The following is a 24,748-nucleotide window of genomic DNA, read 5'->3' on the forward strand; positions in this document are numbered from 1 at the left end:
CCGATGGTAGCGATCATTCGGACTGACCGCCGCGATTCGGAAGAGATCGTGGCGGTTTTCCTTAGGGGGCATAGACAGTTCCCTTTGCCTACGGGGCGATTCCGGTTACATTAACGGGCCGTTTAGAACATTTGTCCGCATTCCGTTTTGTTGGAGCCAAGAATTGGGAACGAAGAAAACAGGTAAGGGTCGTCGCAAAGTAGGTCGAAAGAAACGGCGTATGCGCGCGAAAATCCGCCATCGCAAGAAATAGAACTCTTGGTTTGCTTGGGCAGATTGCCCTTCTGAACAAATCGGCACCGCTGCCACTATCTTGGCGTGCCGTTTCTCTTGTCAACGCGCTCGGTTATCTGTGTGGTAGCCGAACGGTCTCGTTGCGCACCCCGGTTGGTTGCTAGCGTCGATGGAATCGTTCAACTTTTCCTGAGCCTAGCGACCGGAATATGCGAACATGCAAGGCCAATTGTGCCGATAAGTCCGGTGGAAGTGGTCCCAACGAATGCAACGGCGCGTTGTTTCGTCGATCCGATTCGGAACGACCGGCTGTGGGGCCACAAGATGAACGGGGGGTGCGTTCAACACAATGCGTGTTCGTATTGTGCGCGGTGATCCTTTGCACCCCCGGAATCCCGGACGAGGCATGCAGCCTGGAAGCTGCGGAGAATCACGCGATGCAAATTCGAGCGTTGACGACAACTGGGTTGTGCTTAAGCCTGATGTGGGCACTACTGACCCCAAAGGCCGATGGGCAAATGCCTTCGATGCAAGGCCATCCCCCGATGGTTGCGCAAACCAGTTTTATGGTCCCCGAAAATATGCCGCCCGGGGTTTCACAGGCGATGTATCAACCGACCGGCCAGATGCCGCCAGGCGCTGTCGCTCAGGTCGGCTTCTTTGGCTCCGCCGGGGGCGGGGCGTGCGACTCGGCCTGCGATGGCTATTGCGGTCACGGCGGCAGTTGTGGATGCAGCAGCGGTTATGGCGGCGGCAGCTGTGGGTGTGGCGGCGGCGGCTGCGGGTGTGGCGGTTGCGGACCAGGCGGCCTTTTGGGGCAGATTTGCCAGGGAGATGGGCCACTCAACGGCCTGCAAAACCTGTGCTTATTCTGTCGCGGATCGGGCTGCAGTGTCTGCCAAGCTCCCAGCAACGCAGGCAACCTGCTGGGCTGTCTGGGGATGTTCGCACCTTATACTGAAGCGGGGCTGTGTTCCCAGCGATGGTTCGATTTCCAAGCCGAAGTGATGTTCCTATCGATGAACGGATCGTCGACCAACCAAGCGTTAACCAGCCTTGGCCAAGGTGTGGTCAACGGCGTGACGGGGCAGGTCGATGCTAACATCGTGATGGGAACCGACAGCGTCGAATTCGATGAACTGGCCCCCGGTTTCCGGTTGACTGCCAGCATGATGTTTGGAGCCGGTGGCAATATCGAAGCGACCTACTTTGGTTCGAACCACTTCTCGCAAGCCTATTCCGTGGTCGACCCAACCAACACCCTCTATTCGGCCTTCAGCAACTTTGGCACCGCACCGTTCGGCGGCTACGATGATACGGATCAATCGGCGGTTCAATCGCTGGTCAACAAGTCGGACATCCACAGCGGCGAGGTAAACTACCGCCGACGCTGGGTCGGACCGTACTGCCGCTTCCAAGGTTCGTGGTTGCTTGGTTTCCGCTACTTCGACGTCGACGAAGTCTTTAATTACGAGACACGCGATGCGATCAACCCGGCCGCCGCGGCGGCCAACCCCGACTTCTTCAGCAGTGCGACGCAAACTCGCAACGCGTTGGTTGGAGCCCAGTTGGGCGGCGATCTATGGTGGAACGTTCACCCTGGAATCAACCTTGGAGTGGGGTGGAAGGGGGGAATCTTCGGAAACCGCGCCGAACAGGACACGCTGATTCGAGCCAATTCGATCAACAACCTCGGCGTTGCACAACTGCAAGAGAACGCCGCCGATTCGACCACCGCGTTGATGAGCGAACTGCAAGCACGGCTCGCCTACCGGCTGAGTTACTCTTGGACGTTTACCGCCGCCTACTGGTTCATCGGTCTCGATGGCTTGGCATTGGGTGCTGGCAACGTGAACACATCCCAAGCATCGAATCTGTTCTCCAACCCTGCGGTACCACGAGACGTCAGTGTCAACAACGACGATTCGTTGACGATGCACGGCTTCTCGATCGGCTTGGAACACCTTTGGTAAAATTCTCGCCGGTCGACCTCGAACTGCGAAAATCGGACTTACAATAGTAATAAACGCCCAGGAAACTCCTGGGCGTTTTTTCGTTGGTCGATTGGTGACGGACGTTCGTTGTCGAGGGCGAGAGGCCCGACAGAGCAGCAAATTGCAGCGTTTGACGGTAATTTCGAAAAATCGTGCGGGCTTGGAATCCGAAAATTCGGATCGACTGGAACTAACCTTCCGGTGCTGGCGTCGTAAACAATGCGTTTTGTTGACAGTGGGTAGGCCCGAATTAGAATCAGGTTCCCGGCTCATCGAAATCTACGTGAAAACACATCGTCTTGTCGATCACATGAAACCTTCCGGTTTCGATGCCCCATCGGATCAGCGATCCGTGATTTTGGATAACTTTGGTTGTTGACCAACCGTGCGGTCTGATCAGCATCTGTAAACAAATACGTTTGATACGCTCGAGGTTTTGTCCGTGAAGGCAAAAAAGGCATTTTGGAGTCAGGCAATGCGGCGTCGTTCGGATAAAAATCGCAAGCAACTGCGTCGGCGGCTGATTCAATGTGAGTCGCTGGAAGATCGTCGGTTGCTGGCACCGGTAGTCGTTTCCGAACTGGAGCCGAACAATTTTGTTCGCGACGCCCAAGTTCTGAATCTTGGCACCAACGCGGGAAAATCTCCCGAGGTGACCGTTTCGGCAACGTTCGACGGTGGAGCGCCCGATTATTACAAATTCGATCTTGCCGCGGGCGATGTCTTCAGCACACGGATCACCGTCGCTGCCAATAGCACCGGCTTCAACGATCTCGACGTCAGTCTGGGCAAGGTGAGCAGCACCGGGATGTCGACCACCGAAGTGCGTGGCAACAACTCGTTGGGCGACCTCAGTCTTGTCGGGCAGGATCTTCTCCCTACCTCCTCTCCACTGCTGACCGGCGGCGATGTCTACTTCAACTTTGTGATTCCCGCCGATGGAACCTACAGCTTCCGCGTCGGCACGGGGAACTCGGGAGTCAATCCTGGGATCACGCCGATCGGCGGATACTCCCTGGAATTCCAGACGCTGCGATCGCCGCTTGAAGCCGAACCGATCGGCACGCATCAGATCCTGTTCCTCGATTTCGATGGCGGATTTGTCGATCTAAACGATCTCGACGAAACCCAGTTTGGTTCGGTCCGCCTGCCTTCGCTGGAACAATCGCTGGAAGCCCAAGGGTTCGAAGTGGGCAATGCGGATCGGTTGATCGATCAGATCGTTGCTGAATTCGAAGCGAAATTCGGCTTCGTCGGCACTACCGGTCCTAACGGCGACTACTTCTCCACCTTCACACCAGGTGAATACGGGATCGAGATCCTTAACAGTCGCGATCACGAAGACCCGTGGGGCTTGCCCAACGTCAGCCGTTTGATGATGACGGGAACCCAAACCGACTTGGGAATTTTGGGTGCCCTCGGCATCGCACCATCGCTCGACATTGGAAACTTCGACACCGAAGAAACCGCCTTTATCTTCTCGGAAGATTTCTTCAGCGCGACGGCTGTCGGCGATGTCCTGGCGATTCCACATTCGATCGGCGTGACAACGGCCGATCTGTTGGCCAAGTCGATCGCTTTGGTAGGGATCCACGAAGCAGGTCACTTCTTAGGACTGCGACATACGTCCAATACGAACTCCGCAGTCCAGATCATGGACACCGGAGGCAATCTTGCCGCTTTGGTAGGTGTCGGAAACGATGGGATTTATGGCACCGCGGACGATGTCGAGACGCATTTCGGCACCGACATCTACACACCGGGTGAATTAGATACGTTTGGAGTCCAAGATTCGATCAGCACGCTTGCCTACAGTTTGGCAACCGGCACGGGCGGAGGCTCGATCAGCGGTCTGGTCTTCAGCGATACCAATGGAGATGGCCGCAGCACATCAGACATCGGCTTGGCGGGCGTGACCGTCTTCGGCGATCTCGATGGGGACGGCACTTTGGATGCGGGGGAACCTCGCGTGGTCACCGGCAGCGACGGCAGATATTCGCTTGGTGCGGTCGCCGGTTCGTTTAACATCATCGCTCAAGTCCCTAGCGGTTACGCGGCCTCTACACCCACTTCCGTCTTGGTGACATCGACCAGTGGCGCAACGACGGGACCGAGTTTCGGATTCCAGAAAGTTGCCTTCGATATCACGGGTGTGAAGTGGAACGACATCAATGGCAATGGTATACAAGATGCCGGGGAACCCGGAATCGGTGGCGTCTACATCTACATCGACACCGATGGGGATGACCACATCGACCTGTTTGAACCACAAACGGTCACCGCGTCGGACGGCAGCTTCAGCCTCGATTTCCCCGGTGCAGGAAACTACACAGTACGCGAAGTCGTCGAACCTGGATTCCGTCAGACATATCCTGGCACAGCCTCAAACGGTGAACACAACGTCTTCTTTGACGGCACTCAAATAGTTCCCAACCAGAACTTGAACTTCGGCAATCAAGCCGCTCGCGACTTCGGCGACCTTCCCTCGCCTTATCCCACGCTGTTGAGCGCCAACGGTGCTAGCCACGGATTCAGCAGCACCCTTGGCCTGGGCGTGCTGACCGACATCGAATCCGATGGCATCCCATCGACCAATGCCGATGGAGATGACAACAACGGTAGCGATGACGAAGACGGAATCGTAATCGCTTCGCCGCTCGCCCCAGGATCGACAGCCGACTTTGTCGTCACCGCCCGCAACGCTGGGCAGACCGCATATTTGCAAGGCTGGATCGACTTCAACGAAGATGGTGTTTTTAGCTCCAGCGAACGGATCTTCACCAACCAAACGTTGATCAACGGGACGCAAGTTCTCACCACCGGTATCACCGTTCCGGCGGGAACGACCGATGGGGATAAATACGCTCGCTTCCGCTACGGCCCCGAATTGAACTTGGGATCGACCGGTTTCTCGACCGCGGGGGAAGTGGAAGATTATGTCTTCACCGTCCAAGCGACAACCGATCTGGCCCAGCCGGACTCGTACCTGGACGACACCCACCCAGCCCAACAAGACTTTACGGTTGCACGAAATTCGCTCGACGCGAGACTTCGCGTACTGGCGAACGATTCAACGTTTGACAGCACGATTTTCGTGGACTCTGTCCAGCCCAACCTGGATCCCAATGCAGGTCCCGTGACTACCGGGGCACTGATTATCGGTGAAGAGGGTCAATCGATTCTCTATACTCCGCGCACCGGATTCACTGGCGAAGACTTCTTTTTCTACACAGTTAAAGTCGCATCGGGCGAGACTTTCACGACCTCGGTAACGGTCAACGTGGAATTGTTGAACGACCGTCCCGTTGCGGTCGACGACCTCTTCAACGTGCCGTTGAATGCGACCTCGATGACCTCGCTGGCAGTGCTTGCCAACGATTCGCCGAGCAACCTAGGTGGCATGCAGATCGTAGGTGTTGGGAACACCGATTTTGGCGGGACCGTCAATTTCACCTCGACACAAATCAGCTACCTGCCGGCTCCTGGATTCTCCGGAACCGAACAGTTCGCCTACACCGTTCGCGACAGCTCGGGCTTCACCGACACCGCGACCGTCACGATTCAGATCAATCCAAATTCGCTTGCCAACCAAGTCGAATACTCGGTCCAAACGCTCGATAGCAGCGGAAATGAGCTCACTTCGATCAATGTGGGCCAAGAATTCCAAGTCCGGGTTCTCGTCGATGACATTCGCGAGGGGACTTCGGTCTTGGAGCAGGGAATCGCGGCCGCGTATATCGACCTGCTGTATAGTAAATTGGTCACAACCGTTGCTCCCGGCAATTCGGGCAGCAGCTTGCCGTTCGACATCTTGTACGGTCCGCTGTTTAACCAATTGCAAACTGGCGATTCCCTGACGCCGAACATGATCAATGAAGTAGGGGGCTCGCAGGCGACGCTCGGCAGCCAACAAACGCACTCCGGCCCGGTCGAGTTGTTCACCGTGAAGATGCGTGCGATCGGTGCTGGTATCGCTGAATTCCAAACCGATCCTGCCGACGACATTCGCAGCGATGTCGTCTTCTTGTCCGCCCCCGACACCGAAGTGCCCGTCAACCGACAGTTGTTTGGCGACACCACGCTGAACATCATTCCCGCTGGCTTGGCGATCCCGACCGCTGTCGACGATTCGTACCGCGTGGCACAAGGGGCCAGCCAAGTGCCGATGCTTGTCTTGGACAACGACATCGAAGGTTCCGCTGGTGCATCGGCAATCGCCGAACTAGGAACGCCTGCGAATGGCTTTGTTCGGCTCTCGGGAAACACCATCCTCTACACGCCTCAAACGGCCTTCACGGGTGTCGATCAATTCACTTACACGCTCCTTTCGCCCGATGGATTCCGCAGCACCGCCACGGTAACGGTCTTTGTCGGCAGCGACGCAGTTCTGGACGCAAACGACGTTGTCGATCTGCCGTTCCAGATCTACGACGATGCGGGGAACGCGATCTTCGACGCCAGCGGAGCTCAGATTCGAAACGTTAACGTCAACGACATCTTGACCCTGCAGGTCAATGTCGACGACCTTCGCTCCAATCTGGGCCAGCTGACGGGAGTCTTTGCGGCCTACCAGGACATCCTTTACAGTGCCGACACCCTTTCGGTCCTGCCACGTTCGGCGTCCCAATCCAGTTCGTTGGACTTCGACATCGAATTCGGCCAGTTCTACACCAACGTGCAACGTGGATCGGCGGGAACCGACGGAATCATCAACGAGGTGGGGGCGACACAAACGACCAACACCGATGGTTCGGGCGATCCTTTAGGAACCGAAGTTCGCGACCTGATGGCGATCCGGTTCCAAGCGACCGCGGCTGGCACGGCGTATTTCGCCGGTGACCCAGCCGATGTTTCGCCCAACAACGACACGCTGTTGTTCGAAGCGGCAGATAAGGTCGTACCGATCGATGAGATTCGCTACGACTACAAATCGCTAACGATCAGCCCAGCGACAACCGCCGGTGGGGAAGCGGAATTCCAAAACCCGACCAATCGATACGACGTCAACAACGATGGCACCGTTTCGCCGATCGACGCGTTGAGCGTGATCAATCAGTTGAATTTGAGCGGAGCGAAGCAACTGTCAGCCGAAGGTGAATCGGGCAGCCAAAACCATCGATTTGTCGACGTCAATGGTGACAGCTACATCACGCCAAGCGACGCGTTGATGGTTATCAATGCTTTGAACAAACAGACTGCATCGCTTGCCAACGGCGAATACTCCGTCGCCCGCAGCAATGCCGCCGCGGTCGATCCTGATGTCCAGAGCAACGATGAGTTCTTTGCGGCATTGGCCGATGAAACGAATCCTCAAGCGGGTTCCAGCGGCGCGAGCCAATCGGCAGCAAACATCGACTGGCTGGCCGCTGACGACAGCGACGATGAAGAGGATGCCGTCGATCAAATCGCTGGCGATATCACTCAGGAGTGGGGCCTCTAATCTTCGGTTAAGTCCCCTCGCTATCTCATAGACGCAGACTCGGTTCGGCCGAGTCTGCGTTATCGCCCCCCCCCAAGGCGTTCTCGCAAGAGAACGCCTTGTTTCGTTTAGGCACCCAAAAAAGGCAGTATCGTTCACCCCAATCGATCGATATACTCTCATCCACGAGCGATCATGTGCATCGCTTATCTTGGTCTATTCTCACCCCTGTTTTTGAGAGTTTATGATGGCTGGTATCGGCACCCGTTCTGCAGCGGAGTTCTTTGGAACATTTTGGTTGGTTTTCGGCGGATGTGGCAGCGCGGTGTTGGCCGCCAAAGTGATCACCCCCGAAGAGAATACCCCGATTAATATCGGCATCGGATTAGTCGGCGTGGCGTTGGCCTTCGGACTGACCGTGCTAACGATGGCCTACACCATTGGGCACATCTCCGGTTGTCACTTGAACCCCGCCGTAACGGTTGGTCTCACCGTCGGTGGCCGATCCAAAGCGAGCGATCTGTTGCCGTACGTGATCGCTCAAGTGCTCGGCGCGATCGCGGGGGCAGGGACCTTGTACATGATCGCCTCGGGCAAGGAAGGTTTTGCCATCAACAACGCCGATGCGGGAGCGTTTGCGACCAACGGCTTTGGCGCCATCTCGCCCGGGGGCTACTCGATGTTAGCCTGTTTGGTGACCGAGATCGTTTTAACCGCCTTCTTCTTGTTCATCATTATGGGAGCGACCGACAAACGGGCTCCTGCCGGATTTGCTCCGCTGGCGATCGGTCTGGGACTGACCCTGATCCATCTGATCGGCATCCCCGTGACCAACCTGTCGGTCAATCCAGCACGCAGCACGGGGCCAGCATTGTTTGTTGGCGGAATGCAGTTGACCCAATTGTGGTTCTTCTGGTTGGCACCGATTGCCGGTGGCGTGCTGGGAGCGTTGATCTATCAATTTGTCGGCAAAGAAGAGACCGAAACGGCCTGATCGGAAGGAACTGCCGATCGCATTTGATGCTCTTGCGATAGCGCTAGGGCAGGCGTTCGATGTCTGCCCCGATCATCATGTATCCCGCCCAAAACAGCGGATTCGCTCCGCTGGCGGGGCCTGCCTTGGCATCGCCATCGCTCAGCAGAGGTTCGCTGCTGGGGTCGAGTTCTTGATTTTGCAGCAGCAAAACGGAGCGTTTCCAGCTATCCAGAGGAGTCGAAAATTCGACCTCTCCCAGATACTCCCGCAACAGCGCCGCGGTGCTCGTCCCCCCGACAGCCCAACGCGAGATCAGCAGCTGCTTGGCCCCTGAGGCTTGCAAACCGCAGGCCATCAGAAAGATCTCATCTCCCGTCACCGCGCCCCCCGCGGTGCTGATGTTCGACTGAAATCCGGGCATCAAGAATTCGCCCGGTGCCCCCCAAGGGAACCGAATCCAGCTGGCCAAATCGCCCCCCAGCTTGGATTGATCGTACACAAAAGGGCTGATAGCCAGCGGTGATTTTGTCCCTGGTTTGATCGGCGCAGAAACCCAAACACGCCCGAAACGCGGCCCGATCAACGATCCCGGCAGATTCGCTTGGCCGGGCAAACGCTCCGTTCCAGCGACTGCATCGATCAGTTCTTGCGATAGTTGTTCGTTGAGTTCGGCATCGGCCGGAGCCAAAAAGCGGCCGGCAATCGCACCGGTAGCCAGCTTGTCCTTCGATAACGCAGGGGGATTCAACGCCAGGCCAGGTGTTGGAGCGTAGCTGATCGTCACCGTATCCCCAAGCGCCGTACTCTGCTCCGCACCGCCGATCGGCAACAGTTCAAACGGCAGATACCACAACGTTCCGTAGGGGACAACGACCAACCGATCGATCGCCGTCAACGTCGGATCGTCAAGGCCTGCCAACACTTGTTTCCGCAACGCGGCAGCGATTGGTTCCCATTGATCGGGGGTGGATAATTGAGCGGCGCCGCCACGTCGCCGAATGACTCCCAGCGTTTTGACCCAATTGGAGATCTGCGGCAGCAGACTGGCTGGCCGGGCGACTTGCCAGGCGGTGACTTTGCCGTTGCTGTATAGCATGCCGATCAAATCGGGCCCCGCGGGGCAGAAGGTCAGCAGTGCGCTGCCGGGGGACAATTGAGGCCACATGCTTTTGTCGCCGATTGCAGGCGGAAAGGCCCGCGGCAGGTCCATCCGATGCACCGACGCCTGTCCCACCAACCGTTCGGCTTGATCGGCGGCGGTCGCTAGTTCGGTCCAGGCCGATTGCAGCTGAGCCGCCTGAGGTGCATCGGCCGCTTCGAAGGGGAGCCCGGCTAGCGTCGTTTGATGATCGGCCATCACCGACGCCAGTCCCGCGATCGACTTGATCAACGCCGGTGGCTTGTCGCGGACCGCCAACGCATTGGGCGACAAAAGATCCGGCGTTGCCGATACCAACCAACGCGCATCTAACATCCGGCCCGACAACGGCAACTGGCTGCGAAATCGATTCCCCAACAATTCGTCGGCGACCTGCAACGCCTCGTCATACTTCTGCCGTTGGATCAAGCCCGAAAACCGCATCTGGTCGACCGCCGCGTTGGGACGGGTCGCCGCCAGCGCGTTGACGGGGTCGAGATACCATTGCCCCAACGAAGGCCCTTGAGTCAGCGCGGTCAAGAGCTCGTCCGCCGTGCGGCCACCGATCGCTCCTCCACCCGCCGCCGATTGAACGATCGCCAACTGGTAGGTGTGTGGGCATGTTGGCGAGGCACCTCCCAACGCAAACGCCATTACCTTATCGAGCGCCACCGCAGCCCCTTTCGTATCGCCGTTTTGGAATGCGGTGATCGCAAGGCAATAATTGGCGTACGCTTCCACGCGAGGCAGAACGACGTTGCGGCGTGACAGAGTCGCTCGCGCATCGGCCAAGCTGCGTTGGGCCACTTGCAATTGGCCCGAATTTGCCGCCGATTCGGCCGCGACCAGATAGCAGGTCGCTGCCATCAGGCGCGACTTGCGTCCCAATTGCATCGCCGCCGCACCGGCGCGACCGGTCAGCACACCAGAACCCTGGCTGGCCAACGGTCCGACCGCGATTCGCATCGCTTCGGCGGCGACCTCGTAGTGCCCATACGCCGCAGCCGACAGTGCGGCCTCGACATATTGATTCGTCGCTTGTGGTTTACCGGCAACGGTCAACAGGTTCGCTCCCACCAAAAGCGCGATGGGGGTTAAGGGATGGTCGAAGTTGCCCGGCAGCGTCGCGGCGCGATCGACGAGCCCGACCGCTTGTTGAGGTTGATTGTCGGCCAGCAACGCGATCGCTCGCAATAGATCGACCCACGCCTGTCCTGGGCCCGGTGGCAGATTGGTCCGCCCCATCGACGAGATCAATTGTTCGTTCAAAGAATCATCGACCGACAATCCGCCAAGGATCTGGCTGCGGCGATAGACCGCCCAAGCGAGAGCGCGGATGATCTCCGCCGCATCGATCTTCATCAATTGAGCGGTCTGCAGCGTTCCCCCTTGTTGAATCTGGCCCAGCACGTCCTGGCTGCCCATCATGATCTGCATCGTTTCGGGAACGTTCGCCAGCGCTGAACGGCGACCACTGGCTGCCCATGTGCCAACGGGGACCGGCGCCCGCCCCCCGGCCAACGATTGCGGCCATTGCACCGCTTGGAGCCACCCCGAATGCCGCAACATCAACCCGATTGCGGCGTCAAAATTTTGATGAGCGAGCCGCAGATTTCCCAGCTGGTAATTGCATTCGCCCAGCATCGCATATCCAGGAATCGAATCGATCCATTTGCCCGACGGATCGGTCCGGCCGCGACGGATCGACGCTTCGAACATTTCGACAGCATCGGGTAGCGCCGCTTCGCGCATCAGAGCCAAACCGACGTAATATTCTTGCGACGGATAGGACCGCTGGGGCGTTTGCCCGATCGCGGGTGTAAGCATCGTCAACAGCAAGCCGCCGCAGATCGCGGGGATCCATGGTCGCACGTTCGTCGTCATCGAGAATTTCCTCGCTATCCGCTCTGGATGGCGTCCCCAACGCGAGCCGCCTGCACTCAAACCTACCTCCTACTAACGGAGCTTGTCAAAAGCTTCCCGAGATCGTTCGAGGCAATTCCGCTGTCTACTTTCGACGCGTCTCACCAACCGATACGATAGAATTCTTTGCTAGACGGTTTGCCCGGCCTGTCGCCACGGTCATCTCGCGTTCGGCGATCCCCCCTCTCGCGTCCGCTGCCCTGTGCGACCTGAAGCCTACGTCATCACATCGCGATCACCACCGTTTGACCTTGGATTTGAATCATGAATGCTGAAGCCGACAAAGGCTTTGTCGAAATTGACGGCGTGCGGCTGAAGCTGTCCGCCCCGCATCAATCCCAGACCCAATGGATTGGACAAGGCGAGATCCTGACTCAACTGCTGGCTTGTTGGTTGACTGTCGATCCGACCGATCTGCCTTTGACGCCTCGGTTGATCGGCCCGCCAGGAGTCGGCAAGACCCAACTGGCGATCGCCGGTGCGCAGCAACGCGAACTGCCGATCTACATCTACCAATGCACCGCCGACACGCGTCCCGAGGATCTGTTGGTCACGCCCGTGCTGTCGCAAAACGGCAACATCTCCTACCACGCTTCGCCGTTGGTGACAGCGATGTTATGCGGCGGAGTCTGCATTTTGGATGAGGGCAACCGGATGAACGAAAAATCGTGGGCCAGCCTGGCGCCGCTGTTCGATCAGCGCCGGTATGTCGAATCGATTGTGGCCGGAATCACGATTGGTGCCCATGAAAATTTCCGCGCCGCGGTGACCATGAACCAAGATGAATCGACCTTCGAAATCCCCGACTACATCCTCAGCCGCTTGCAACCTACATTGGAAGTCGGATTTCCCGACCCGCAGGATGAGATGGCGATCCTGCAATACCACCTGCCGTTTGCCGAAGCGGAGATGCTGGCGCTGACTGTCGATTTCCTGCAACGATCCCATCAACTGAAACTCGACTTCTCCCCCCGCGACGGAATCAACATGTTGCGGTATGCACTCAAGCGACTCTCGCAGGACAGAGCTCATCCGCTCAGTCGCGATCAAGCCTGGCACGAAGCGCTGCAAAATTGCTTAGGCCCCGACGCGTTGGACCTCGAATCGCTGGCCGAGCGCAAACAACGGACGCTCGGCGGGAATTCGGTCCCGATGGGCTTGGCCGACTTCTTCTTCGATCCCAACGATCCGCTGCACCCCGATCGGGACGACGAGGACGAAGTCGACGAAGAGGATCTGGGGCTGTAGGCTCACCGGACCAATCGACTTACATCTGGCGAAGATACAACGGGGCTGGGAACGCAATCTTCCCCGTGGGCTCGCCGATGATGCTTCCCCGTCGACACCGGGCAGCGTCATCGAAGCTTAGCGCAAAAAAAACGCGGCACTGCTCGGTATCCACCAAACAGTGCCGCTGCCCCTGTCGTTGACGAGCCGCGGACTCGTCAATACTCTTTTCGGGACGCCCGTGGCTTCTAGTCGAACGATTATCAAAAGAAGGTGGTAGATCGCGGAAAGAGACACATAACTTGTGGTTTCCCGTAGCCGTTATTGTCTAAGCACGCCCCCCCACAAGACCGCGCAGTGTATTCAAGTTGTTAACGTCGAAGTCCTCCCCCGTCTCGTCATCCACTCCCTTGGGCGTCTCCAGATACATCGGGCAGACATTGAACACAGGATCGGCTAACACGCGGCGGAATCCATCCAGCGTGATCATCCCCTGACCGATGTGATCGTGTCGATCGACGCGCGATCCACACCCCTTTTTGCTGTCGTTGATGTGCACCGCTCGAATTACTGACGGGGGTAATTCGTTGGCGATTTCAGTCTGCATGACCGCGTATCCGGCGTCGGTTGTCAGATCGTATCCGGCAGCAAACGCATGGCAGGTGTCGAAACAAACACCTAGGTTTTCCGTGTTATCGATACCGCGGAACATCGCACCAAGCTGGGCGATCGTATGCCCCAGACACGACCCTTGGCCGGCCGTGTTCTCCAGCAGCAATCGACAGTGTTGCGGTTTGACGCGATCGATAATCTCACGCACCCCGTCGACGATTTTGGCGATCCCCAGTTCTTCACTGCTGTCGGTAAACGCGCCGGGGTGGACGACCAAGCCTTCCAATTGCAATTGTTCGGCGCGCTCCCACTCGACCACCAATGCCTCGATCGACTTGCGAAACAACTCCTCCTTGGGCGACGCCAGATTGATCAAATAAGATGCGTGTGCGACGGGCGATCCAATCCCGGTCTGGACCAATGCATCCCGCCAGGCCTGAATCACCGCATCGGTCAGCGGTTTGGCGGCCCATTGATTGTTGTTTTTGGTGAAGATCTGGACCACATCGCAACTCGCATCGTGGGCTCGTTGGACAGCTTTTTCAAGCCCTCCCGCGATCGACATGTGGGCGCCCAGACGGAGCGATTTTGCTTCTGGCATCGACTTGAAATTTATCTTGAGAAGAGCGGAACGAGAGACAGAATTCAACGGAAAAGGCTAGCGAACGGGCCTTCCCGCGACTGACGATTTCGGTTGCAAACGAATCGTCGTTTAACGGATGCCAACCGAATCGAAGTATCCCGGTTCGTTTCCAGGCTTCCATTTGATGTTACACCCGATGCTTGGCTTTTGCGGTTCGGGGACAGCGGCGCTGGAAAGGACCGCATCCAAGGCGTCGCGGAGATCGCTGCCCGAAAGCTCGACATCGTTCTTCGGACGGCTGTCGTCCAATTGGCCGCGGTAGACCAATCGATGCTTGTCATCAAACAGGAAGAAATCGGGAGTGCAAGCGGCATGGTACGCTTTGGCGACCGATTGGTCGGCGTCGTACAAGTAGGGGAACTCGTATCCCTGCGCTGCCTTCTCTTCGACCATTTTGGCGGGCGAGTCGTCGGGATACGCATCGGCATCGTTGCTGCTGATCCCAATCGTCGCGACGCCTTTCGCTGCGTATTCCGCAGTCAAACGAGCCAGTTCGGGGGCAACGTGTTTGACATACGGACAGTGATTGCAAAGAAAGATCACCAACAAGCCCCTGGAATTGGTGAAATCGCTCGGCGAAACAAGCTTCCCGTCGGTATCGGGCAGCGAAAACGAAGGGGCTTGCGTGCCCAGCGGCAGCATGGTGCTTGCGGTGCGGACCATTGGGTAAATTCCTGTCGACAAAATGTTGTGGGGCGGACCATTGCGATTGCAGTCCTGGTTATCACCCACTCACCAAATCCAATCAAGTGCCTTGCCCGACAGCGCAGCATTACGCGTTCTTTTCACGTACAATAGGCGGATGGTCGACGCCTGTCTGCCATACCCACGTTTGCGATCATCTCCCACCCGCTGCCGCATCTCCTCTGCCATGCTGATGAAGTCTTCGGATTCGATTGATATTTCGTTCTCGCTGCCTTTGGTCCAGCGCTTGCGTTTCACTGGCGACGTCATCGGCGACGATGCGCAAGTTTTAATCGATCTGCTGGAACCGTCGGGCGATGCGCCGGCGCGTGTGCAGGTTTGGTTGGACCAACACGTGGCCGATGCGAACCCGGCGATCGGTGAAAGGATTGCAGCGACGCTGCATTCGGTCCCCGACCAAGTCCTGCTGACCCAACCGCCGCAAACGCTGGTCGGTGGCGAAGCGTGCAAAAACGATCCGGCGATCGTCGACAACCTGCTGAAAAATTTCAATGACCACGATCTCGATCGCCGCAGCTATGTCATCGTCGTTGGCGGCGGAGCGGTCTTGGATACCGTCGGCTATGCCGCATCGGTCGCCCACCGCGGCATTCGCTTGATCCGGATCCCAACAACCACGCTGGCGCAAGCCGATTCGGGGGTGGGGGTCAAGAATGCGGTGAACTGGTTCGGCAAGAAGAACTGGAAGGGAACATTTGCGGTTCCGTGGGGTGTGATCAACGATGCTGGGATTCTGCAAACGCTGCCCGATCGCGACTTCCGCTGCGGCTTCAGCGAAGTCGTCAAGGTTTCGCTGCTGAAGCAACCTCAAGCCTTTGAACAGGTTTGCCGCGATGCCGAAAAGATTCGTCAACGCGATCCGCAAGCCACCGGCGACGCGATCCGCGCCAGCGTGCAAATGCATCTGGAACACATCACGCGCGGCGGCGATCCCTTTGAAACGCTGGAAGCACGCCCCTTGGACTTCGGCCACTGGTCGGCCCATCGCCTGGAATCGCTGACCCAGTATCAGGTCCGACATGGCGAAGCGGTGGCGATTGGCCTGGCGATCGATTGCCTTTATTCCAGCCGCGTCCTGGGACTGCCCCAATCGGATTGCGAGCGGATCCTCGATTGTCTGCAACAATTGGGCTTGCCGATCGATCACCCCGCGCTCCGCGACCCAGATGCTCTGCTGCAAGGTCTGGAAGAGTTCCGGCAGCATTTGGGCGGTCGTCTGACGATCACGCTGATCGATGCGATCGGCAGCCCTGTCGATGTCCACCAGATCGAAACCACCGCGATGCGGGAGGCGATCGCCGCAACCGCTGCCTTCGCCCGCTAGGATCGCAACGCGCTGTTCGATCCCATCTGCCAGTCTTTCCGCTCCGCACGACACCGGCGGGCGGCCGAACTACTGGACAAAACCACCGGTCCTCACGGTGTGCACGACGCACCATCGGGAACCGTCGCACCCCTAAAAACACGTCTCGACAGCGTGCTAGCGGCCGGCGATTGCTAGGTTTTGCCGATTTTGACGCTAGTGACGTCATTCTCGTTGGATTTTCGTTTCGATCCCAACCGATACTACCCGCACAACCAGAACTTTTGCGTTATACGACGGCGCATCAGCATGGGGCGTCAAATTGGGAACAGCAGCTGCAAATGCTGCCGTGCGGATTGAAATGCACCGCGTGCATACATCACAAGTGGACAGAGACATGCCAGTACGTAAACTCGCCGCTTTCTTGGTCGCCGTTATAGCAACGGTGGCAGGAGGACATCAGGTCGGAGCTCAGGAGCAGCCACCTGGCACGTGGGGTGAGCCCGACGGAATCTTGGAATTCGATACCGACTTTCGTTGGTTCGAGACTGCGTACAACGCGGACATCGAGGAATTGAGTCCCAAACACCGGGCCAACCACGGTTGGTACGGCACGTTTGATCGGGCCTACATGATGGTCAACCGGCCCGAGACCGAAAGCTCCTACACACAGGGAGATTTCGGTTGGGGCAACCGCCTCGATTTCGGATACATGGGAGACGATGATCGCGGCTGGGCGATGACCTATTGGAGCCTGACGGGCCCCAACGCCTACGACATCAACACGGTCTATCGTGCCAACGTTATCAACACGGAAGACCCTCAGGTTCCAAGTGCCGAACCCCCAGAGGTGTTCGACCAGTATGGCCAGCTGTTGCCACGTCGCGATCGGGACGACCACGAGTTTCTCGAGCGAGTTTATGAAGTCAAAGACAGCTTAAACGTGATCGAAATGAAGGGCTTCGAACTGAACCGGACCTGGCGATTGGAATCGTATCGCAAGGGAGGACTATTGGAGCCGATGATCGGTCTGAAATATGTAAAGATCCGCGATCACACCGAAAACGACAGCTACAGCGTTCAACCCGGAACGGCACAGCAAGCCGATGGCTCACTTGCCGAACTGATCCAAGAAAACTTCAACGAACAGATCGATCTCAACGACAACGAGATGTACGGTGGGCAGTTTGGATTTCGATACATCAAGTTCCAAAATCGATTCACCCACTCGTTCGATCTGCGGGCCTTTGCGATGCAGAACTTCCAGAACAGTTCTTACATCAACAGAAGTACCGATACGTACTACAACATCGACCTGCAGGGAGAGATCGACGGCGAGATCGCATTCGACGACTCCAACCGCACCACGATCTACAAACATGGCAGCGAATTTGTGTTCGGTTTCGATCTGCGTGCCGAGACGTCGCTTCAACTGACTCGCGACATCAACTTGCGAGGGGGCGTCCAATTGATCGACTTTGCCCAAGGCATTCTGCGAGGTCCTGTTCGCGGTGGCAACACGACCAAGCTTGAAGGCACCAACGCGATCACCGACCAGAATGTTTGGCTGGTCGGATACACCTTCGGTATCACGATCAATCGCTAGCCCCAAGCAACGACGACCATGCTGATCTAAAGATTCAGGGCGTCTATCATCGACCGATGATAGACGCCCTGATTTCGTTTGCTAAGAACCGCCGGTTCAACCGGCAGGACTGCGGCGCTGTGAAGGAGAAGCGTTCTGTTTTGGTGTCAATTACTTGCTGCTGGCAGCCAAGGCACGCAATTCATCCAACTCTTGCGACAACCGATGGCGCAAAGGACTCTCTGGACGCAGCTCGTCCAACATCTCCTCAGCCCGATCAAAAGTCTCTTCGTTCTGTCCGCCATCGCTCAATAATCGACGGACACTTGCTTCAACGGACGACTCGGATAGCAACACACACCTCCCTCAAAATGAATTTAACGCCGATGCTCACACACACACAAAGAGCAACAACGCGCCCCGATCAAAATCGGCAGGCACCTTGCTGGCGACAACAAACCCATTTTAGGCGAGCGTGGTTTTGCGCCAAGTCGAATAATGCCGCATTGAATGTTTGATGGGAATTCTCCCCGCCGCGAATCGGCGGATCTTATTCCTTCCGCAACACCACGGCGATCGCATTACCCGTTGCGCTGTGATTGGATTGCACCGCCAGAGAAGCATCCGTTTTGCGCGGCGAGTCGGCCAAATCGATCCCAAAGCTGGGGTCTTTCAAGTGCGCGTTGACCGTTGGCGGAACGATGCCATTCTGTAGCGACAGCGCCGCGATACACATCTCCATCACACCACACCCCGCCCCCGTGTGACCGGTTGCCCCTTTGGGGGCAGTCACGATCGCTCCCGGGACAAGCGTTGCATGGACCTGCGCGTCGATCTGGTCGAGCATTGGATCCCCCATCGCATGACTGACCGCGATCCCGATCTCATCGGGCGTTGCACCGGCACGCTGAATCGCATTGCCGATCGCCAGGGAGAGGGCTTCGGAGGATCCGCGACGCCCTGGGGCCGGAGCGCCAAAATTACAGGATGTCCCAGCCACGCTGACGATCGGTTTGGCCCCTCGCCGCTCGGCATGCTCGCGCGACTCCAAGATCACCGCCGCCGCCCCTTCGCCACCGATCAAGCCATCGCGATCGACAGCAAACGGCCGGCTACTGGATCCCACCGGATCGCGCAGGGAACCGTACGGAACGGCCCCTTGATAAAGCAAACGGGTCAGGCTGATCCGAGTTCCCGTCGAACAGGTGACGACGACATCGGCAGCCCCACGTTGGATCACGCTGATCGATTCGGCAACCGCCGACAATCCCGACGTATCCCCCATGACGATGGTATTATTGGGCCCGAGCGCACCGATCGCGATTCCGTAATGGCAAGCCGCCATGTTGGGCAGGTACTTGAGCATCCACAGCGGAAAGATCTCCCTCATCGCCGACTGGCCCCACAGTTCCGGCTGAAACCGGCCCTCGGGACTACTGCGGGCAACCGTCGGTTGAATCTCTTCCGGTTCGCCGTAAAGCATCTCCGAACCAAAGACCGTACCGATCCGTTCCTTCGGAGTATCGCAAGCGTCGAATCCGCTCTGCTGCGTTGCCATCACGCAAGCGGAAAAGGCGGTTTGCAACTCGCGGCTCATCACCTTGAGCGTCTTGCGAGGGCGAACATAGGCCTTCGGATCGAAATCATCCAATTGCCCGCCATAGGTATAGGGGAGCATTTCGGGGGTGACATGCGTTAGATCGCGAACCCCACTCCGCCCTTGGATCAAGCTCGACCAAAAACGATCGACGCCAGTTCCGATCGGCGAGACAACCCCGATTCCAGTGATAACAACGTCTTTGCGAAGGTCCATCAGTGTTACGTGCGTAGGATTCGGCGTGGATGAGGACAGCAATAGCGGCTTGCTTACGACGACAGCTCAGTTGGCAAAGGTCATCCATTCCCCATCGGGCGCATCAAGCTGCTCCAACGCCGCTGCACTAGTATGACCTTTGCTGGCGCGTGGTGACAAGGCGTTGAAGCCGCGAGTCAGCCATTGCCACGCGAATTATTTGAATCTTCGGGGCAATAAATCACCGTACCGCTTCGCTCGGATCGCGAGGGGTCCCCGCCGTCCCCTCGGTTGCTCGACGACGTTGATGCATCGGTGGAACGATGTTCGTCGCCAACCCGCAGACCCCAAACAGCTGAATAACGTAGTAATTAGGGTCAAACTCCCACCATCGATGCTGAACCGAAGCCGAGGCTTGATCGGCATGATGATTGTTGTGCCACCCCTCGCCCCCGGTGATCAATGAGACGAACCAATTGTTCCGGCTGTCGTCGGTCGTCGCATAATTTCGGTAGCCAAACATGTGCGACAGAGAATTCACGCTCCATGTGATATGCCAAACCCAAACGGTCCGCACCAACACACCCCAAACGAAAAGACTGGCCGTCATCTGGAATGCTTGCATGTTCGCGCCAAAGATCGCGATCGAAATCGCATAGGAGATCAAAAAAAAGGCGATCGCATGCCCGACGTAAAACAGTGTCATCGGGTAGGGAACCTTCTCCAGCCACATGTAATAACGATCGCTAAGGATGTCGCGGGCATATTTCTGATACAGCGAAAAGTTCTGCACGCTGTTGTTCCGGTAGACCAGCCAATTGATGTGCGACCACAGAAAGTTGACCAAGGGACTGTGCATATCCTCGCGATGATCGCTGTGCTGGTGATGGATTCGGTGCCAGGCAACCCACCGCGCCGGAGTCTCTTGCGCACTGCATAACGCAAACGTGACCAACGTCCGTTCAAACCATTTGGGCGTCTTAAAGCTGCGGTGGGTCAACAAGCGGTGGTAACAGATCGGAATCCCCAACTGACCAAAGACCACCGTCCCGACTGCAAACGCAATCACGCCAGCCCACGAAAAGAACCACGGAAACAGCGCCAACAGCGCCGCGGCGTGAACCACCAAAAACGAGATCGAATAACCCCACTGAATATCGTTCAAGTCGACGCCACTGGGATATTCCAAGCTCGTCAACGGGGTCGCAGCGGGTGGTTCCCGATTCAGATCCTCCTGGGCAACGGCATTGGAATCGATGGATGGTTTGTCGGTCACGGCGGCACGAGTGCTCATCGATTGCCTTGCGTTGGGGCGAGTAGGAGAATCTTGCGGTTGCGTTTAACCTATACAGTACGCGGAGAAGGGACTCCAGCCCAATGGGGGCACGAGAGCTCCGGGGTCGGGTATTGGAATTTCTTGGAGCGTCGATTTCATTGAACGAGCAAATTGACTGGAATATCTCGCTGATCGGGGCCGGAATCGTCGGCCGCGCGATCGCTTGGGACCATCTGCGTGGGGGCATCGGGATCCGCCTGATCGACTCCAATCCGGCTCAGCTTGCCGCAACGGTCGACTCTTTAATCGCGCAAGCCGGCGGTACCAAGTCCGATCCGATTCGCTGGGGGGACGACGCTTGGGCGACCGAATTGACTCCGCCCGGCGCGACAACCTCCCCCCGCGGGCAACAAGCGATTGTGATCGAATCGATTGTCGAACGTCGCGAACCGAAGCAGCAGGTCTTGGCCACCGCCGAACAGTTGTCGCCCCCCGACGCGATTCTGGCGACCAACACCTCGACGATCCCGCTTGCCGACGTCACCCAACGCGTTCTCGATCGCCGCCGCTGCTGCGGCCTGCACTTCTTTATGCCGGTCGACCAACGCCCGTTGATCGAGATCATCACGACCGAAGCGACGGACGACGCGACGGTTGCGATCGCCAAACGCTACGCCGCCGCCTTGGGCAAGCAACACCTGATCGTTCGCGACGCGCCGGGCTTTGTTGTCAATCGAATGCTGGTTCCTTATCTCAATGAAGCGGTCCAACTGCTGTGCAGCGGCACGTCGCCAGATCAGATCGAACGTGTGTCGACCGAGCGTGGGATGCCGATGTCCCCGCTGGAGCTGATGGACTGGATCGGAATGGAGACCGGTTTTCACGCCGGCCGAGCGATTTGGCAAGCGTTCCCCAGCCGGATCGAACCGTCACCGCTAACCCCCGCGATGGTCAAAGCCAAGCTGACCGGCCGCGCCGGCGGCGAAGGCTTTTACACCTATCGCGATGATCGCCGATCGGCCCTCCTCGGACCGACCGCGCAGACGTTGGTCGATCGCTACACGCGCGACGCGACCACGCAATCGGACAGCCAAGTCGCCGCCAGACTTTTTTTCCCCATGCTGATCGAAGCCGCCTGTATCTTGCTGCAAAATGTCGTCGACGACCTCGAATCGATCCAGCGAGCGATCGGTGGTGGGCTGGGCTTCCGCGATCCCGCAGGCTTTCTCGATCGCTTCGATCGCATCGGAACCGAACAATGCGTCGCCGAACTAACAGAACTGGCGACACTGGGCCGCCGTTTCGCCGCGCCGCCAGAATTACTGGCGGCCCTCGCCACCGCCGATTCGGCCAGCGATGCGTTGGAATTGCTTTGCACCGTGGACAATCGCTCGCCGGCAAACGATCCGCAACAATAAGCCCCTTGCATCCGAGGCCAGATCGGCACACAACCGCGGCGACCGCGAACAAGTTCGCAGCACGCCACCATTCACACAACGAATCAATTCCCCAACACTACATATGGAATCCCAAACGATGTCCCAAGCCCTCTTATTATCGACCGACCTGTTTTTCGCCAGCCGCATCAAGTCGGCCGCGGTCGAGGCAGGGTATGAAATGTCGATGGGCAAATCGATCGAAAAGGTCACGTTGAACGAAGGGCTGCAGGTGGTGATTGTCGACCTAGCGACCACCGGCAGCACTGTCGAAGCGATCGCCCAACATGTTCGCCAGCAGACGCCCGCCGCGAGGTTGATCGCTTTTGGGCCCCACGTTCAGACCGGCCGACTGTCGGCGGCTCGCGACGCCGGGTTCGACCTGGTGTTAACCCGCGGCCAACTCGATCACGGCCTGGGACAACTGTTTTCGAAAGCTTAGTGTCGACGTGAGGTTCACCGCGAACGGTCTCTATAATCTTCTAATTGCTAGCTAACCCTCACTCACCAAGTTTATCCGGTAGATCGATTTGCAAGCATTGAGTGAAAGTTTGTATTTTTGAGAAAAAGGACTCGGTTTAGGTTGAATCATGTCTAGTCTGCAAGAGAGATATGCGTAGAATATCGCTCCTGAGTACGCCAAGGAAGTGCGACCCAACTGTTGTGAACTTGTCCGCACAAGTCACAACTCAATCCCAATCCCGCAAGGGGCCGACACCCATATCCCGAATCAGTGGTGTCGGTGACAAAAATGGAGGTTTGTCATGGAAGTGATGGAGAAGGAACTCGTTGATCTGATCGCTAAAGGGAAGTCCCAAGGTTATCTGACTTACGAAGAGGTCAATAACTATCTTCCCGACGAGGACGCAAGTCCAGAAAAGCTAGACAACCTCCTGTTGGCGATCGAAGACCAGGGAATCGAACTCGTCGACGAATCGCTCGCAGGCGGCTTGCTGGCCAAAGGCAAGCTGTCGGATGTCGACCCATTTGTTCCGTCGTCGGAACTGCCAAAGGCGAGCGACGACCCGATTCGCATGTACCTGAGCCAAATGGCTGAGATCCCGTTGTTGTCTCGCGACGAAGAGATCAATCTTGCGAAAAAGATCGAAGTCACCCGCCGGCAATTCCGCCGCGCGATCCTCGAATCGGACTTTGCACTGCGAGCGACCGTCGAAACGCTCCGCAACGTCCATGAGGGCAAACTGCCGTTTGATCGCACCATCAAGGTCTCTTTGACCGAACGACTGACCAAGGAACAGGTGAGCGCTCGGATGCCGCACAACCTGCGAACCGTCGGCATCTTGATGGACCAAAACAAACAAGATTTCGACGTGATCGTGCGTAAAAGCAGCAATGAAGAGGATCGTGCCATCGCACGATGCAACTTCATCCGCCGCCGTCGCAAGTGCCTGCAACTGGTCGAAGAACTAAGCCTTCGCAGCCGCCGCGTCACGCCGCTGATGAAGCAACTGGAAAACTTCTCCTCGCGAATGGATTACATCAAACAACGCATGACCCAACTGGGCAACGATGCGTTGTCGCGAGACGAAGACGCCGACCTGCGACAAGAACTGCGTGAACTGATCCGCGTCACGCAAGAGAGCCCCACATCGCTACGCAACCGCGTCGCCAAGTTCCGCAAGCACTTCGATGCTTACGAAAAAGTCAAACGCGAACTCTCCAGCGGCAACCTTCGTCTGGTCGTCTCGATCGCCAAGAAGTACCGCAACCGTGGGCTCAGCTTCCTCGACCTGATCCAGGAGGGGAACACCGGGCTGATGCGAGCTGTCGACAAATACGAATATCGCCGCGGCTTTAAGTTCAGCACCTACGCAACCTGGTGGATTCGCCAAGCGATCACCCGGGCGATTGCCGACCAAGCTCGCACGATCCGCATCCCGGTTCACATGATCGATGTGCTCAGCAAGCTGCGTCAGGTTCAAAAACGCATGCTGCAAGAATTGCGTCGCGAACCAACGATGGAAGAGATCGCACTAGAGACCGAGATCCCGGTCGAAGAAGTTCGCCGCGTGATGGACATCGGTCGCCATCCGGTCAGCCTCGACCGCCCTGTTGGCGAAGGCGAAGACAGCAGCTTTGGCGAATTCATCGAAGATAACGAGAGCGACAACCCGGTCCGATGTGCCAGCAACGGCATCCTGCGACAGAAGATCGAGGACCTGCTGAAGACGCTCACCTATCGCGAGCGGGAGATCATCAAACTGCGTTACGGCCTGGTCGATGGCTACAGCTACACGCTTGAAGAAGTGGGACGGATTTTCAAGGTCACCCGGGAACGCGTTCGGCAAATCGAAGCAAAAGCTGTCCGCAAACTGCAGAGCCCAAACCGCGCCGACCACTTGGAGGGCTTCCTGAAAAGCGAAGTCTAACGCCCCCTCAACAAGCCCTCTGGGGCGGCGTGGTTGCCGTCGCCGCGAAACGGTTCGCGGCGGACGCCCCCGCGTCCGCGTGGCAGAGGGAGGTG

15 protein-coding genes are annotated in these 24,748 nt (G+C 57.5%); 9 read left to right on the forward strand and 6 right to left on the reverse strand.

Annotation, left to right across the window (positions count from 1 at the left end; all coding sequences use genetic code 11):
• Positions 1-779: 779 nt before the first annotated feature.
• From EC9_RS08660 to aqpZ, 3 genes are all read left to right on the forward strand, one after another.
• A complete protein-coding gene (locus EC9_RS08660; protein WP_218934682.1) occupies positions 780-2,207 on the forward strand; it encodes a hypothetical protein in 1,428 nt (475 codons plus the stop codon).
• 496 nt (positions 2,208-2,703) lie between these two features.
• Positions 2,704-7,668 carry an Ig-like domain-containing protein gene (locus tag EC9_RS08665; RefSeq protein ID WP_145344116.1) on the forward strand — a complete coding sequence of 1,655 codons (4,965 nt, stop codon included), beginning with the start codon at positions 2,704-2,706 and terminating at the stop codon, positions 7,666-7,668.
• 223 nt (positions 7,669-7,891) lie between these two features.
• Positions 7,892-8,641: an aquaporin Z gene (gene aqpZ, locus EC9_RS08670; protein ID WP_246106027.1), complete on the forward strand. Its 750-nt coding sequence runs from the start codon at positions 7,892-7,894 to the stop codon at positions 8,639-8,641.
• A gap of 43 nt (positions 8,642-8,684) precedes the next feature.
• On the opposite strand, the gene EC9_RS08675 is transcribed toward aqpZ, so the two are convergent.
• Positions 8,685-11,645: a CHAT domain-containing protein gene (locus tag EC9_RS08675; RefSeq protein WP_145344118.1), complete on the reverse strand. Its 2,961-nt coding sequence runs from the start codon at positions 11,643-11,645 to the stop codon at positions 8,685-8,687.
• A 303-nt stretch (positions 11,646-11,948) separates the two neighbouring features.
• Between EC9_RS08675 and EC9_RS08680 the strand changes: the two genes are divergently transcribed.
• Positions 11,949-12,932, forward strand: a complete 984-nt coding sequence (locus tag EC9_RS08680; RefSeq protein ID WP_145344120.1) for an AAA family ATPase — start codon at positions 11,949-11,951, stop codon at positions 12,930-12,932.
• 307 nt (positions 12,933-13,239) lie between these two features.
• Here the strand turns inward: EC9_RS08680 and EC9_RS08685 are convergent, their stop codons facing one another.
• Positions 13,240-14,124, reverse strand: coding sequence for a deoxyribonuclease IV (locus EC9_RS08685; RefSeq protein WP_246106028.1), 885 nt, complete (start codon positions 14,122-14,124; stop codon positions 13,240-13,242).
• Between the two features lie 111 nt (positions 14,125-14,235).
• Positions 14,236-14,829 (reverse strand): thioredoxin family protein, encoded by a 594-nt coding sequence (locus tag EC9_RS08690; protein WP_145344122.1) that lies wholly within the window; start codon positions 14,827-14,829, stop codon positions 14,236-14,238.
• Positions 14,830-15,043: 214 nt separating this feature from the next.
• On the opposite strand from EC9_RS08690, the gene EC9_RS08695 reads away from it, so the two are divergent.
• Together EC9_RS08695 and EC9_RS08700 are read left to right on the forward strand one after the other, a co-directional pair.
• On the forward strand, positions 15,044-16,195 hold the full coding sequence (locus EC9_RS08695; RefSeq protein WP_246106029.1) for a 3-dehydroquinate synthase: 1,152 nt from the start codon (positions 15,044-15,046) through the stop codon (positions 16,193-16,195).
• Between the two features lie 376 nt (positions 16,196-16,571).
• Positions 16,572-17,780 carry a hypothetical protein gene (locus EC9_RS08700; protein ID WP_145344127.1) on the forward strand — a complete coding sequence of 403 codons (1,209 nt, stop codon included), beginning with the start codon at positions 16,572-16,574 and terminating at the stop codon, positions 17,778-17,780.
• A gap of 150 nt (positions 17,781-17,930) precedes the next feature.
• Here EC9_RS08700 and EC9_RS08705 read toward each other — a convergent pair whose 3' ends face one another.
• The 3 genes from EC9_RS08705 to EC9_RS08715 all read right to left on the reverse strand — a co-directional run bounded on the left by EC9_RS08705 (position 17,931) and on the right by EC9_RS08715 (position 20,845).
• Positions 17,931-18,113: a hypothetical protein gene (locus EC9_RS08705; protein ID WP_145344129.1), complete on the reverse strand. Its 183-nt coding sequence runs from the start codon at positions 18,111-18,113 to the stop codon at positions 17,931-17,933.
• 196 nt (positions 18,114-18,309) lie between these two features.
• Positions 18,310-19,572: a beta-ketoacyl-[acyl-carrier-protein] synthase family protein gene (locus tag EC9_RS08710; RefSeq protein WP_145344131.1), complete on the reverse strand. Its 1,263-nt coding sequence runs from the start codon at positions 19,570-19,572 to the stop codon at positions 18,310-18,312.
• A gap of 220 nt (positions 19,573-19,792) precedes the next feature.
• Entirely contained in the window at positions 19,793-20,845 is a 1,053-nt protein-coding gene (locus EC9_RS08715) for an acyl-CoA desaturase (RefSeq protein WP_145344133.1), read from the reverse strand.
• A 140-nt stretch (positions 20,846-20,985) separates the two neighbouring features.
• Here EC9_RS08715 and EC9_RS08720 point away from each other — a divergent pair, with 140 nt between their 5' ends.
• From EC9_RS08720 to EC9_RS08730, 3 genes are all read left to right on the forward strand, one after another.
• Positions 20,986-22,245, forward strand: coding sequence for a 3-hydroxyacyl-CoA dehydrogenase family protein (locus tag EC9_RS08720; RefSeq protein ID WP_218934683.1), 1,260 nt, complete (start codon positions 20,986-20,988; stop codon positions 22,243-22,245).
• Positions 22,246-22,363: 118 nt separating this feature from the next.
• On the forward strand, positions 22,364-22,705 hold the full coding sequence (locus EC9_RS08725) for a phosphoribosyltransferase (RefSeq protein ID WP_145344136.1): 342 nt from the start codon (positions 22,364-22,366) through the stop codon (positions 22,703-22,705).
• Between the two features lie 322 nt (positions 22,706-23,027).
• Positions 23,028-24,653, forward strand: coding sequence for a sigma-70 family RNA polymerase sigma factor (locus EC9_RS08730; RefSeq protein WP_145344138.1), 1,626 nt, complete (start codon positions 23,028-23,030; stop codon positions 24,651-24,653).
• Positions 24,654-24,748: the final 95 nt, after the last annotated feature.

It is taken from the genome of Rosistilla ulvae (assembly GCF_007741475.1).
GTDB lineage: Bacteria > Planctomycetota > Planctomycetia > Pirellulales > Pirellulaceae > Rosistilla > Rosistilla ulvae.